Raw genomic sequence first — 15317 nt, 5'->3', positions numbered from 1 at the left:
GCACCACAACAGACTAGGGATTTCGCATAAATTCCTCCAACATCTTCGATTGTTTCTGAAATTTTTCAATTACTTCCATCCGTTTTAGCTTTTTTCTGATAATCGGATGGAGATTTTCCATCGTACCTTTTGAATTTGCTGTAGAAATAGTTTACGCTCGAGAAACCGGCCTTTTCAGCTGCTTCATATACTTTGTCCCCTTGGGCCAGCCATTCCTTCGCCTTCTGAATCCTCACCTTATCTAAATAGGTGTTAAAGTACTCCCCCGTCTTGTTCTTGAAAATTTGTCCTAAATAAGCGCTGCTGTAATTAAACATGCGGGCTAAGGTCTCCAGCTTGAGGTTCTCCGCATAATGGCGGTCTATAAAATCCAGCATCTTCTTAATTTCGCTATGTTGCCCCGAGGAAGCGGATACGATCGACAATTTCTCCAGTACGCTAAGCACATCTGCAATCAGCCGGGCCAGAGTATGGTGTCCGTAAATACTGCTTAAAAATTGGGCTGGACTGCATGCCAGATTCGCTTCTTGCCATGTTTTCGCTGAAATTCTCCGAATCACTTCATTGATCATTTGGAAGAAAGCCTCTTTTACCTCCTGCTCGCTGCATCCGTTGTTCATATAAATTTGGGCTGCATCCTTCAATAAAGGCTCCAGATTGCCGCCATCCCCGACATCTATGAGGTAAAACAACCGAAAACCCCATTCCTGTACATCCGGCAGCTCGCAGTGATCCAGTACTGTCCCATGGGGGAGGCTGGCTGTGGAAGAATCGGGGCATAGAATGGTATCCTGGCCATAGAAGAAGCTCTTCTCCAATAAACCTTGGGCTGTGGTGTAGGACTGTCTAATCTCCAGCAACTGCTGCACTTTACCGCCTGCGGCTATCGTTATGTAAGGGCGCAGCTCTCCGGATATATGCTGCAATTCCTGATAGAGCTCCACCCTCTCCTCTTCTCTCTCCAGCGGATTCTTAAGCAGTATGGCAATATAAGCAGCAGTATCCAGAACAACACCGCGCTGCTGACGGTTAAACAGATCAGCAAGCTGTTCGCGGAAACGATGGATTTCAGCTTCATTTCTGGAACCCTCTCCCCGAACCTCCACAAGCACCACTTCATATTCCGGCCAGCTTAACTCGTATTCTATAGCCATGTCCTGAACCATACTTTGATCCATATTAGAGCTGCCTGATAACAGCGAATATATAAGCCACTCCTTCGATGGGGGGTCACTGCGTCCAGAGCTTTGCTGCTGCCTCTCTTGCACCATTTTCTCCCGCACGTTTATTAACAATGAGGTCATTTCATCCTTGTTCACAGGCTTCAGCAAATAACCGTCGGCTCCTAGCTGCAGCGCTGTCCGGGCATATTCAAAGTCGGCATAGCCGCTAACGATCACGTAACGCATAGGCACTCCGAGAGTGCGGATCTCCTGAATGAGCTGCAAGCCGCTCATGCCAGGAATGCGGATATCGACAATGAGCAGGTCAGGCAGCTGTGTATCGAATGAACGAAGCACTTCTTTTCCACTGGCCGCTGTCCCAATGACTTCGAAGCCTATAGATTCCCATGGAATCAAGGTTCTCAGTCCGTTGCGGAGCTTAGGCTCGTCGTCTACGATCATCACTTTATACATGCATATGACCCTCCTTCGGGATTAAAAATGACACTCTGGTTCCTTTCCCTTCTACGCTGTCGATGCGAAGCCCATACGGCTTGCCGTAAGAGAGGATTAATCGGTCATGCACATTGCGAAGTCCAATTCTTCGATCCGCCGCCTCTTCCTCCAGGTCCTCCAGATGGCCATGAATTTCAAGCAATTTGTCCTGCGAAATCCCCGCGCCGTTATCGATAACTTCAATTCGAACGCCCTCCTGTATGCGATACACATGAACTTGGACTAGGGTAGCTCCTTCCTCTTTATTCTCCAGGCCGTGAATGATGGAGTTCTCCACCAAGGGCTGAATAATGAGGGGCAAAATCTCAACCTGCTCCGCATCCGGTCCAATATTTAACTCGTACTGCAGCCGCTCCTCATGACGGAATTTCTGCAATTCAAGGTAACAGAGTACGATATTCATCTCTTCTCGCAGCTGGATAGCCCGGTTCCCGATCTCGAGGCTGCTCCGGATCATGCTGCTAAGCTGCCATACAGCCACAGCGATGTCCTCCTGCCCGCGAACATGCGCCTCCATGCGGATCGAATCGAGCGTATTAAATAAAAAGTGGGGGTTGATCTGACTGGCCAGCATTTTGAACTTAATATCGTTTTGCTTCTGTTCCAGCAGGCTCTTCTGGTAATTGCTCTCCTCTACTTCATCCATAAGCTGATTCAACCGTTCGACCATTCCATTAAATTGTCGGGATAGCTGCCCAATTTCATCCTTGCCGTCGATCGTCAGGAACGCTTTCCACGACCCGCTCCCTACCTTAGACATATGCTTGCTAAGACGCAGCAGACGCCTTGTAATGAGGGAGGCCGAGCTGTACACTAGCAGAATCGCGACGAAGAAGCTGGCGGCAATAACCCGTGCCGCGCGCCCGATCACCCCATTTGCTTCCTTCACAATTTCCGGAATACGGAAGACCGAGATGACTCTCAGTCCATTCCAGCTATTCTGGAGACTAAGACTGGATATGACGACTTTGGACGGATGCCCCGCCAGCATCACGTCAAAGCTTCCTTCGCTCCTCGTTAACATCTCCGGGTTGTCCCCATGCATTTCTTTTAGATTTTTCCCGTACAAATCCGGGCGGTTCGCCGCTACAATGTTATTCTGGTCATCCACAATCCACGTGGCGAAAGTCTCCTGGGCTAATATCGCCTCCAGCAGCACCGTATCTACGTTGATGACAAGGACGTTATCATACGGCCAGTCTTCGAGATTAATTCTGCGCACCAGACTTAGATAGGACCGCCCATCCCGCTCATCCTCCATAAAGCTCCACCCGACAAGCCCCCTCTGCTCTAGCGCTTGCTTATACCAAGGCAGGTTCTGTATAGCCGCATCAGGCTGCATAAAATCCCAGTTGTTAAGCATCGTTGAATTGGGGGTGTACAGGCGGATCCCCTGGATTTCCTTATACATATGGACGTAGTTCCTGAGATCGGTATACTGCTTATACGCATGGACGACTTCGTAATTGCTGCCATACTCCCGGTTAACGACGGTCTTTAGTCGCGAATCGTTGGAAAGCCGATAGGAGATGTCCAGGGGAACCTTGATCACCTCCTCGGTTCTCTGTCTTACCCGCTCCACATTGCTTACAGCCTGCTGAAATGCGCCCGCAATTAAAATTTCGCGAAGCTGCACCGTAAGAATGACACCGCTAATCAGCATCGGTATAACGGCAGCAGCAATGAAAATCAACGACAGTTTATTTCGCAGCTTCATATCATTGAGGATCCCGGTTAGCTTCATCATTCTGGATTCTCCTTGGTCTCATTGTCCAAAAATTTCAGAACCTCTCCAACATCACCTCATTCGTTCAGACTACAGATGAAACAAGCCATCTTCTTCATCATATTTAATGGTCATGAAGCGTATGTCGGTATACAAAAAAGGAGCCTCATGGCTCCTTTCAAAGTAGGGACTTTTTCATATGGCATGTGAACTTGGGATAGGGATCATCTAGCACTTCTCACCCCAGTCTCTCATCATACATCAACTGAATCTGAATCCCGAACGGGTCTTCAATAATCCCATACGCCTTGCTGAACACATTGCTGGATAAGGGAACAATGACCCTCACTCGATCATCTGAAGTCAGGCTCTTGTAGAAATGCTCCATTTCCTCCAGGTCTGCGCTTTGAATGCACCAGGAGGTGTTGTTGCCGACGGTGTACTTTTCCCGAGGGTCCATCGTTTCTTCGGCCAGCATGATCTTCGTTTTGCCGATGGTTAGGACGGAATGCGTGATGTAATGTTTATTCTCCTCCGTAAGCTGCAGCGAACTGTCGCGTTTTGCCATGTCTTCATAGGTTACCAGCAGCAGTTCCTTGGCGTTGAAATGCTTTTTGTAAAAATCGATAGCCTCTCTCGCTCTTCCGTTCATCGATAAGAAAATAGCTACTTCCAATGTTGCACTCATGGGATCAGTCTCCTTTGGTCGTGATTTAGGTATATCTCATCTACATTTGATATTTGACCTTGAACTCATCATAATTTATAAAGGTATCAAAATATGACACCTTTCTAAGGAGATCTAGGATGAAGAAATCGGAAAGACTAAATGACATGATCCGGTATTTGAATGGCCGGGAGTTTTTTAATTTACATGACCTGATGGATAAATACGACATTTCCAAAAGCACCGCTCTGCGCGACATTCATTCGTTAGAGCAATTAGGCATGCCGATTTTCTCCGAGCATGGCCGGCATGGACGATATGGCATCTTAAAGAACAGGCTGCTATCCCCCATTGTCTTCACGATGGATGAAGTGTATGCTCTGTATTTTGCCATGCTGACGTTAGAGGCTTATCAATCCACGCCATTTCATCTTAGTGTGAATAAACTTCATGAAAAATTTGAAAACTGCCTCTCCGATAAACAACTCCAGCAGATCCGCAACATGAGAAAAGTCCTGCAGTTTGAAATGGTCCAGCATGCGCATGTGAGCCGGTATCTAGATCGCATTCTGAAAAGCATTCTTCAGGAAAGCAGCTGTACGATTCAATATCGGAAAAATAAGCAGCAAACAAGCTACCACGTTCAATTTTTCAAAATATCCGCTAGGTTTGGTCAATGGTATGCTTCCGGAGTCGAGTTAAGTACGCAGCAGTATCGGGTGTTCAGGTGCGACCGAATCACCTCTGTAGAAGAAATGGAATCCGAATCTCCCTTTTCGATTGACGAGCTCCTTCGTCGTTCGTTAGAAATTTACCAATCTGAGCATAGTATTGGCTTTGAAGTGGAGATTTTAGAACAGGCCAAGGATCTTTTCTATAAAGAACATTACCCTTCGATGAGCCTGCACAGCGGGAATAAGACGGTTATAAGGGGCTTCTATAATCCGGGGGAAGAGGCGTTTATGGCTGATTATTTGATGAGATACGGCAGCTCTGTGGTATCCGTGAAGCCTGAATCCCTGAAACGAATGATCCAAGATCGGGCAGAGCGTTTGTTGCAACATTATCGGCAATTATGACTGCATCCCCTCATTTCCCCTCCCCTGCCTTCATATAATGCTAAAAAGACATACCTCGGAGGTACCCAAGGATGGGCGACGTGCTCCGTGCAGTGGATGAGGAAATAACGCGGCTGACCAAGGCGCTGATTCAGCAGCAGCGTGAGGATGGATCCTGGCATTTTTGCTTTGAAAATGGGACGGTGATCGATGCGTATGTGATCATTCTCTTTCGGGTGCTGGGCGTCGAGAATGAAGCGCTGATTCGCCAGCTCCATGACCGGATCCTCGCAGAGCAGCAGCCCGAGGGCTGCTGGAAATGGTTCTTCGATGAAGCAGAAGGAAATCTATCCGCTTCGGTGGAGGCTTATTATGCCCTGCTCTATTCCGGTTACAGCCAAGCAGCTGACGAGCCGATGCAGCGGGCCAAACGGTATATTCTATCCCAAGGCGGGCTTGGGATGGTCACCAATCTCCTGACCAAAGCGATCCTCGCCGCCACAGGGCAAAGGAAATGGCCCAAATCCATCTCGCTTATCCCGCTGGAGTTTCTGCTGCTTCCGGCTGATTTTCCGATGAATTTCTTTGACTTCTCCGGTTATTCCCGGGTTCATCTTACCCCGATGCTGATCATGGCCGACAAACGTTTCTCCATAAAGGGAGCTCATGCTCCCGATCTGTCCGATCTCACCAGCCGGCCTGTGGATGAGGACGAGCAGCTCCCTCGCGGCTATCAGGATATGCTGGACGGCATACAAGCGGGGCTAAACCGGCTTATCGGCACACCCCATAAAATACATAAAGCCGCTACAGCCAAGGCTGAGCAATTTATGCTGGAGCGGACCGAGGCCGACGGCACTCTCTACAGCTATGCCAGCAGCACGATTCTCATGATTTTCGCCTTGCTGGCTCTTGGGTATGATCAGCAGCATCCTCTCATTACCCGCGCCATTCAAGGGCTTACCGCTATGCAATGCCGCTCTGATGGTACAACAACGATCCAAAACTCCCCTTCTACCGTGTGGGATACCGCTTTGCTCGCCTATGCTCTGCAAGAATCCGGGATGGCCGCTGATCATCCAACGGCTCGGCGTGCCGCTTCGTATCTGCTCTCTAGACAACAGCATAAAACGGCAGATTGGAGCCTCCATAATCCGGATACCCCTCCCGGAGGCTGGGGATTCTCGGAGACCAATACACTCCATCCCGATGTGGATGATACGACGGCGGCTCTACGGGCAATCGCGGGCTTGTCCCATACCGATCCTGCCTGCCTGGCATCGTGGAACCGCGGACTAAATTGGGTAATATCCATGCAAAATAACGACGGCGGATGGCCGGCATTCGAAAAGAACACGAATCATGAGATGCTGACCTGGCTCGCCATCGACGGCGCCAAATCGGCAGCTATTGATCCCTCAGAGGCGGATCTTACAGGCCGGACCCTGGAGTATCTCGGGAACTTCGCCGGACTGGATACCCGGCTGGAATGGATTCAGCGAGGAACGCGGTGGCTGCTCCAACATCAGGAGAAGGATGGCTCCTGGTATGGAAGATGGGGCGTCTGCTATATCTATGGTACATGGGCTGCACTGACGGGCCTAGCGGCTGTCGGCCTCCCGGCAAGCGATGCGGGGATACAAAAAGGCACCCGCTGGCTTCTAACCATCCAAAACCCAGACGGCGGATGGGGCGAATCCTGCCACAGCGATCGGCTGCAGCGTTACTTGCCTTTAGGGAACAGCACCCCCTCCCAGACCGCATGGGCACTGGACGCGCTTATCGCTGTGCACACGCAGCCAACGTCTGCGGTAAATGCAGGAATCCGCAGGCTTATCGCATTACTGCATGAAGACAACTGGAAGAGCACTTATCCGACAGGCGCGGGTCTTCCCGGCCATTTTTATACCCATTATCACAGCTACCGCTATATCTGGCCGCTCCTGGCGCTGAGCCACTATCAAAGGAAATATGGTGACAAGCACAACTAAAAACGGCCCCAGTCCCAACACAGGTCGGGACCAAGGCCGTTCATAAATATATTATTGATTCCGAATCAGGTAATCGAATGCACCTAAAGCTGCGGTAGCACCGGATCCCATCGAAATGATGATTTGCTTGTAAGGCGAGTTCGTGCAGTCGCCGGCAGCGAATACGCCAGGGATGCTCGTTGCGCCATGGTTGTCAACAACGATTTCGCCCATGCGAGTACGCTCAATCGTGTCACCGAGCCAGTCGGTATTCGGAACCAGACCGATTTGAACGAATACGCCCTCGAGATCAAGATGCTTTGTCTCGCCGCTCTCGCGCTCGATGTAGCTGACGCCGTCAACTCGGTTCGAACCCGTGATTTCTTTCACTTGCGCATTTTTGATAACAGTCGTATTTGGCAAACTATTCAGACGCTCTTGCAGTACAGAATCTGCCTTCAGCTCTGGCATAAATTCCAGAACGGTAACATGGTCGGTAAGACCTGCAAGATCAATCGCTGCCTCAATACCGGAGTTTCCGCCGCCTACTACGGCAACCTTCTTGCCTGCGAATAGAGGACCATCGCAATGCGGGCAGTAGGCTACGCCTTTGTTCTTATATTCTGCTTCGCCAGGTACGCCCAGATTGCGCCAGCGGGCTCCTGTGGAAATGATGACGGTCTTACTCTTCAGAATTGCGCCATTTTCCAGCTCAACTTCAATAAGATCCTTCTTCTCCAGACGTTTCGCACGTTGTGCCTTCATAATATCGATGTTGTATTCCTTCGCATGCTCTTCAAGGCTGGCAGCGAGTTTAGGCCCTTCCGTGTACTTCACGCTGATGAAGTTCTCGATGCTCAAGGTATCATTAACCTGTCCGCCGAAGCGCTCGGCCACAATACCTGTGCGGATTCCTTTGCGTGCCGCATAAATCGCCGCACTCGCGCCGGCTGGTCCGCCGCCGATGACCAGGACGTCAAACGGCTCCTTGTTCTCGAACTCGGAGGTATCCGAAGTACCCAGCTTCGCAAGGATGTCATCGATCGTCATGCGGCCGCTCTCGAAGAATTCGCCATTCAGGTGAACGGTCGGCACGGCCAGAATGTCCTTGCTCTCCACTTCTTCCTTGAAGGCTGCGCCGTCGATCATCGTATGTGTGATGCCAGGGTTCAGAATACTCATCAAGTTGAGTGCCTGCACAACGTCAGGACAGTTGTGGCAGGATAGGCTTACGTAAGTCTCGAAGTTATATTCGCCTTTAATGCTCTTGATCTGATCAATTACGCTTTGTTCCACCTTTGGAGCTCTGCCGCTGACTTGAAGCAGTGCCAGAACGAGCGAAGTGAATTCATGTCCCAATGGAACGCCGGCAAAAGTTACGCCAGTATCTTCACCTACACGATTGACGCTAAAACTTGGCGTTCTAGCCAATTGCGCATGCTCTATAGTAATTCTATCCGACATGCTGGATAGTTCATTCACTAAATCCAGCATGTCGTTAGATACAGAATCGCTACCTGCACTGACCTTCAGCAGAACATCGCCTTCCAAAAGCTGAAGATATTGCTCCAGTTGTTGTTTAATGTCTGCATCCAGTTTCATGATTTCTCTCTCCTTAGATCTTACCTACGAGATCAAGGCTAGGCTTCAATGTTTCTCCGCCTTCTTTCCATTTCGCAGGGCACACTTCGCCTGGATGTTTGCGTACATATTGAGCTGCCTTGATTTTGTTGATAAGCGTGCTTGCATCACGGCCGATGCCGTCTGCAGTGATTTCAACCGTTTGGATTACGCCGTCTGGATCGATGATGAACGTAGCGCGGTTCGCCATGCCACTTGCTTCATCCAGCACGTCGAAGTTACGGGAAATGGTATGGGATGGGTCACCAATCATAATGTAAGTAACCTTGCTGATGGCCTCGGAGCTGTCATGCCATGCTTTGTGCACGAAGTGGGAATCCGTGGATACGGAGTATACTTCTACGCCAAGGTCTTTCAATGTAGCATATTGATCCTGCAAGTCTTCAAGCTCAGTTGGGCACACAAATGTGAAGTCTGCTGGGTAGAAGCAAACTACGCTCCATTTGCCTTTGAAGTTCTCGTCAGATACCTCGATGAATTCACCGTTGTGGAAAGCCATTGCTTTAAACGGTAGTACCTCTGTTCCAATCAATGCCATGGTTAATCTTACCTCCTAAATTTTCGCAATTAGTGATAGAAGCTTAAGACTAGTTTATCACACCGTCTCACTCAACTAAAACTAATTCTTATTTATAATCATTATTATATGCTACTGATTCTCATTGTCAAACATCTTCACGAAGTCTTCATAATTCCTAATTTACCCTATGTGAGCATAAATTATCTGTCGCAAACAGAAAACACATAATAAAAAAACTGTAACTCCAATCATCAGATACAATCTAACAATTAGAGATACAGTTCAGCGGGGCAATCTTTATCACTTCATTAACTTACTGAGCCGCCAAGTCTCCAATAATCTCCTGGAGTAGTTCCTTCTCCGTTTCTTTAATTATGTCGAGAAGTTTAATCATACGCTCCACAACCTCTAGCTGTTTGCTTATGTGCAGACGCAGGCAAAGATTACGCAAGACAAGGCATTGTTTCGCCAACTGTTCATAACGGTCAATATGTTCGAGGGACAACTGGACTCCTTTATTCTCAACCAAGAAGCGCAGCCTAGCATGCATAACTTTTTTATGTTCATACAATATGTGAAATATCCTTACATCGGTCACGTGACTACGTAAATTATGTAAATAATCGATAACTTCATCATACACCGCTAGCCCGAAGACATTTTCAGCAGAATTGGCATACATACGAAAACGGTCTGATGAATTACGACTATATAGGTACTCTTCCATTTGTTCCAGCATAATTCTCTTGTCAAAGGTAAACGTATTAGAGTGTTTTAGATCTAAGAAGTGCATACCATCAGCCCACTCAATAAGATCACCTTTCGATTGGTCAAACTGGAGTAGCGCCTTTTCCATTAAGGCAGAGCTCACCTCTCCGGAATTATAGAGGAAATTTTCATTAAAGCCGGCAATGTGAAATTCATCCCGCTGTGGATCGAACCCGTACAAAAATATATCATGTGCATTATGCCTTCTTTGATAGTTTAACCTGTTGGGCACGTAATACTCATTAGCAAATGTGATGATATATTTACCTTCCTCCAACCTATCTTTAAGAAATGGAATCAGCGGGGTGTACTTGGTAATTAACGACTTCGGAATGTACATTTCTCCGAGCAGCGGGCTGGATTTTTGAAATTCATAGAAATCAAGCACAGGAGTATATGGCCTCTTAACCAGCACTAACTGAATGTAATTGCAATAAAACCAGTTGAAAAAATCAGTATGCTGCGCCATAATGGACAGCCTGTAAGCATGATGCTGATAGCCAATTACCGGTGAATCCCCTAATGAAAGCTTCATAATTGCTTCCCTCCGTTTATTCAGAATGCTGCTCATGTAATCCTCTGGCACACAACATACAACCTACTATAGTTTCCTCTAATTTACCCATCTTCATCTTCCATGCTTCCGTCCATCCTCTCTTCAGCGAGGAAATTGATTGTATTTCATGCAGTTAGATCCTCGGTTTTGGCCATGTTAGAGGGAACTAATTGTAAAACTTACATTTAGTTTTAGGTTATTTCGACGATTTAGCCCAATTCAGGCAAACTACCAGCATGTTTTACATTTAGCATATGTATTTTTTAAAAAAGAGCTTAAAATCTAAGGGCTGAGACGTCCGCCACCGCGATCTAACAAGCCTCCCTTCCTACAATTAAAATGTTCTGTACCTAAACATCCTCTTCATTCCTTAAGTAATAACTTAATTATTAACAAATAATATAATAAATTTCTCATCTGCAATGAATACACAAAACTATAAATGTTACATATAAAACTTTAGATATTACACAAGAATATAACAGGTATTCCCCTAATAGTTTAAAACTGTAATTATCCTGTAGTATTAATTATTGATGCAATCCATTTAACACAGCCCCTCTGTTCCCCATCCTAAAGAGCACAAATGGAAATTTATCTTTAAAAACTACGGAATAATCTTTAATTTCTAGCTAGAAGCGTTTTTTGCACGGATGCTATGATTTGGGTTGGGAAAGGAGGACTCCTTCAATCTATTGAAAGCGCTTTACCATTTTAACCAATCTACTGTAGGGGGAATGCAACGAATGGGAAAAATGTTCAAGCAAGGCATCTCGATTTTGCTTGCAGTAATCCTGCTTATTCCTTTAGGCTGGCTGCCTCCAGAAGCGAATGCGGCGGCGCCATCGGCCACGAATGATGCGGTAACCGTCTATCACGAGACCTTTGCCGGCGGCCAAGGCGCGGCGACACAGTCGGGTGGCGCTCAACTGGCACCGGTCACCAGCAAGGTCTTTGACGGGAACGATGATGGAGCGGCTCTATATGTCAGCAACCGAACGAACGACTATGACGCAGTTGATTTCAAATTTGCCGACATTCACCTGATTAATGGCAAAACTTACACCGTCACAGCATCCGTCTATGTGGATGCGAACGAGAGCATACCAAGCGGTGCCCAGGCTGTTCTTCTAACTGTGAATAGCTATGGGAACTGGACCGGCGTTAACTATGAAGCTGGCAAAGCTGTTACTTTGACCAGAGAGTTTACCGTCGATACCAGCAAGGATACGGCTCTGCGCATTCAATCCAATGATGAAGGAGCCTCCGTTCCCTTCTACATCGGGGATATCCTGATCACCGAGAAGGCCAATTCCGGCGGTGGCAATCCTGAACCGCCTAGACCGCCAGCGAAGGATTTCACCACCATCACCTTCGAGGATGGAACAACCGGCGGATTTGAGGGACGTGCAGGCACAGAAACGCTGAACGTCACCGAAGAAGCCAATCATACCGAAGGCGGCTCCCGCGCTTTGAAGGTAGAAGGCAGAACATCGACTTGGCATGGCCCGTCGCTGCGCGTCGAGGAATACGTCGACAAGGGCAGCGAATACAAGATTTCCGCTTGGGTCAAGCTGATCGACCCTGCAAGCTCGCAGCTTCAGCTGTCCACGCAAATCGGCAATGGCGGCAGCGCGAATTATGTCGCACTCGCCCCTAAAACGATCAATGCCAGCGACGGCTGGGTCCAGTTTGAGGGAACCTATCGTTATAACAGCGTCGGCGATGAATACTTAACGATCTATGTGGAGAGCTCCAATAACGCCGCGGCCTCCTTCTATATCGACGATATCAGCTTCGAGAAAACAAGCGCCGGACCGATTGATATCGAAAAGGACCTGCTTCCGATCAAGGACGTTTATCAATCTGACTTTCTGATCGGCAGCGCCATATCCGCGGAGGATCTCGACGGCGTTCGGCTTGAGCTGCTGAAGATGCATCACAACGTAGCCACGGCGGGCAACGCCATGAAGCCGGATGCGCTGCAGCCGAGCAAAGGGGACTTTACCTTTGATGCCGCCGATGCGATGGTGGATAAAATTCTAGCCGAGGGAATGCAGATGCACGGACACGTGCTGGTCTGGCATCAGCAATCGCCGGCATGGATGAATACGACGACGGATGCAGCAGGCAATACGGCTCCCCTGAGCCGGGATGAGGCGCTCGCGAACTTAAGAGCCCACATCCGAACGGTCGTTGAGCATTTCGGCGACAGAGTCATTTCCTGGGACGTCGTCAATGAAGCGATGAACGATAATCCGCCTAATCCGTCCGACTGGAAAGAGGCGCTGCGCAAAGCTCCATGGTATCAGGCCATCGGCCCGGACTATATCGAGCAAGCGTTCCTCGCCGCCCGGGAAGTACTGGACGAGAAAGGCTGGGACATCAAGCTGTACTACAATGATTACAACGATGATAACCAGAACAAAGCCGAGGCCATCTACAGCATGGTCAAAGAAATCAATGAGAATTACGCCAAGACACACCCGGGCAAGCTGCTGATCGACGGCGTCGGCATGCAGGGGCATTATTCGGTGAACACGAACCCGGCCAACGTCAAGCTGTCCTTGGAGAAGTTCATTTCCTTAGGCGTGGAAGTGAGCGTCACCGAGCTCGATATTCAAGCCGGCAGCAACTATCAGCTTTCCGATCAACTTGCCAATGCGCAATGCTATTTATACGCAGAGCTGTTCAAAATCTATAAGGAGCACGCCGATCATATCGCCCGCGTTACGTTCTGGGGCCTCGATGATGCCACAAGCTGGAGAGCCTCGAGCAATCCATTGCTATTTGATAAAAACCTCCAGGCCAAACCGGCTTATTACGGTGTCATTAACCCGGATAAATTCATCGAGGAGCATCAGCCTGAGACAGGCAATGCCAACCAGTCCACGGCCAAATTTGCCACTCCGGTCATTGACGGAACGGTTGACGCCGTATGGAATGACACCCCGGGCATGCCAATTAACCGGTATCAGATGGCTTGGCAGGGAGCAAATGGAGTTGCCAAAGCGCTGTGGGACGACAAGAACCTGTACGTGTTGATCCAGGTAAGCGACTCCCAGCTCGACAAATCCAGCGCTAACGTATGGGAGCATGATTCCGTCGAAGTCTTCCTGGACGAGAACAATGCCAAAACCTCGTTCTATCAAGATGACGACGGGCAGTATAGAATCAATTTTGCTAACGAGACTTCGTTTAATCCGCCAAGCCTCGCTGAAGGCTTCGAATCGGCTGTCCAGGTCTCCGGCTCGAACTACACGGTGGAAATGAAGATTCCGTTCAAAACGATTACACCGGCCAACAATATGAAAGTAGGCTTCGACGCCCAGATCAATGACGCCAAAGACGGCGCCCGCCAAAGCGTAGCCACGTGGAATGACACGACCGGCAACGGATACCAGGACACCTCCGTGTACGGTGTGCTGTCTCTCATCGGCAAGCCAGCTGCCCCAGGCGGAAGCAACAGCGGCGGAAGCGGAAGCAGCAGCGGCAGCACCAATAGCGGCAGCGGATCTGCCCCTCAAGAAGGAAACGTGGAGAGCAAAGACGGTGTAGTCACGATTAAACCGGGAGTCAAAGTCGATAACGGACGTGCAACGGCTACGATTTCCGAGGACACCCTGAGCAAAGCTCTCGAGCAGACCGCTCCTGCCGCTAACGGCAAGAAGCAAATCGTCATTGACGTGCCGGAGCAGGCGGAGGCAGCGTCCTATGAAGTGCAGCTGCCAGCGCAGAGCCTGAAGGGGCAGGAAGCCTTCCAGCTATTATTGAAGACGGATCAAGCGACACTGCAAATTCCGAGCGGACTGCTGTCCAACGCGGCCGTAGACGCTGATCAAGTATCTGTCCGCGTAGGCGCAGCCTCTACTGAGGGCTGGAGTGCGGCTGCCCGGGAACGGATCGGCAGTCACCCGGCGATCGACCTGAGCATCACGGCAGGTGATAATGTCATCGCCTGGAATAACCCTGATGCCCCAATCACGGTAGCCATTCCTTACACGCCGTCCGCGGAAGAGCTGAACCATCCGGAACAGATCGTTGTTCTGTATATTGACGGCAATGGCAACGCGACAGCCATTCCGAACGGAAGATATGATGCAGCAGCGGGAACGGTTGTTTTCCAAACTGACCATTTCGGTTCCTACGCTGTAGCCTTCTCATCGAAGAGCTTTGGAGATCTGCACCATGTTCCTTGGGCCAAACGAGCCATCGATGCGCTGGCGGCTCGCGATATCATCCAAGGAACAGATGACAGCAGCTTCTCTCCTGAAGCTGCTATCAACAGAGCGGACTTTCTGGCGCTTCTGATCAGAACCCTGGAGCTGAAAGGCACTGGCCGCAATGAGGCCGCCTTCAGCGATGTCCCATCCACGGCTTACTACAGCCATGAATTGGCCATTGCCAGGGAGCTCGGTATCGCCGCCGGGTTTGCGGACAATACCTTCAGACCTGACACCGAGATCTCGCGCCAGGATATGATGGCGCTGGCAGCACGCGCACTTGCAGCCGCTGGCAAGCTATCCGAAGGCACCGCAGCCCTGGACGCTTATACGGATGCAGAGAGCGTTGCTGACTATGCCAAAGACAGCATCGCAGCTCTGGTGAAGAGCGGCATCATCGCCGGCAAGAACGACAAGCTGGCGCCGCATGATTCACTCAACCGCGCTGAGGCAGCGGCCATCCTGTACCGCATTTGGAAGCTGTAGGCACGGATAACAAACAAGCTGAC

The 15317-nt window shown here is 49.4% G+C and carries 9 protein-coding genes; 3 read left to right on the top strand and 6 right to left on the bottom strand.

Annotated elements, in window-relative coordinates; translation table 11 throughout:
* Positions 1-65: 65 nt before the first annotated feature.
* The 3 genes from QNH46_RS01280 to QNH46_RS01270 all read right to left on the bottom strand — a co-directional run bounded on the left by QNH46_RS01280 (position 66) and on the right by QNH46_RS01270 (position 4093).
* A complete protein-coding gene (locus tag QNH46_RS01280) occupies positions 66-1637 on the bottom strand; it encodes a response regulator transcription factor (protein ID WP_283926585.1) in 1572 nt (523 codons plus the stop codon).
* The gene (locus QNH46_RS01275) at positions 1630-3423 is read right to left on the bottom strand and encodes a sensor histidine kinase (protein ID WP_283928313.1); all 1794 of its coding nucleotides are present in this window, start codon (positions 3421-3423) and stop codon (positions 1630-1632) included. The genes QNH46_RS01280 and QNH46_RS01275 overlap by 8 nt, the downstream gene beginning before the upstream one ends.
* A 220-nt stretch (positions 3424-3643) precedes the next feature.
* Positions 3644-4093 (bottom strand): VOC family protein, encoded by a 450-nt coding sequence (locus tag QNH46_RS01270; RefSeq protein ID WP_283926584.1) that lies wholly within the window; start codon positions 4091-4093, stop codon positions 3644-3646.
* Positions 4094-4212: 119 nt separating this feature from the next.
* On the opposite strand from QNH46_RS01270, the gene QNH46_RS01265 reads away from it, so the two are divergent.
* Together QNH46_RS01265 and shc are read left to right on the top strand one after the other, a co-directional pair.
* Positions 4213-5151, top strand: coding sequence for a helix-turn-helix transcriptional regulator (locus tag QNH46_RS01265; RefSeq protein ID WP_283926583.1), 939 nt, complete (start codon positions 4213-4215; stop codon positions 5149-5151).
* Between the two features lie 71 nt (positions 5152-5222).
* A complete protein-coding gene (shc, locus tag QNH46_RS01260; protein WP_283926582.1) occupies positions 5223-7121 on the top strand; it encodes a squalene--hopene cyclase in 1899 nt (632 codons plus the stop codon).
* A gap of 51 nt (positions 7122-7172) precedes the next feature.
* On the opposite strand, the gene ahpF is transcribed toward shc, so the two are convergent.
* The 3 genes from ahpF to QNH46_RS01245 form a co-directional block, all read right to left on the bottom strand.
* Positions 7173-8702, bottom strand: a complete 1530-nt coding sequence (gene ahpF / locus QNH46_RS01255) for an alkyl hydroperoxide reductase subunit F (RefSeq protein ID WP_283926581.1) — start codon at positions 8700-8702, stop codon at positions 7173-7175.
* Between the two features lie 13 nt (positions 8703-8715).
* The gene (ahpC, locus tag QNH46_RS01250) at positions 8716-9279 is read right to left on the bottom strand and encodes an alkyl hydroperoxide reductase subunit C (protein ID WP_283926580.1); all 564 of its coding nucleotides are present in this window, start codon (positions 9277-9279) and stop codon (positions 8716-8718) included.
* Between the two features lie 295 nt (positions 9280-9574).
* Complete coding sequence (locus QNH46_RS01245; RefSeq protein ID WP_283926579.1) at positions 9575-10564, bottom strand: cysteine peptidase family C39 domain-containing protein; 990 nt, start codon at positions 10562-10564, stop codon at positions 9575-9577.
* A gap of 767 nt (positions 10565-11331) precedes the next feature.
* On the opposite strand from QNH46_RS01245, the gene QNH46_RS01240 reads away from it, so the two are divergent.
* The gene (locus QNH46_RS01240) at positions 11332-15294 is read left to right on the top strand and encodes a glycoside hydrolase family 10 protein (RefSeq protein ID WP_283926578.1); all 3963 of its coding nucleotides are present in this window, start codon (positions 11332-11334) and stop codon (positions 15292-15294) included.
* The last annotated feature ends 23 nt before the right edge of the window (positions 15295-15317 follow it).

Source organism: Paenibacillus woosongensis, assembly GCF_030122845.1.
Classification (GTDB): domain Bacteria; phylum Bacillota; class Bacilli; order Paenibacillales; family Paenibacillaceae; genus Fontibacillus; species Fontibacillus woosongensis_A.
This window is presented reverse-complemented; position numbering and strand designations above follow the sequence as displayed.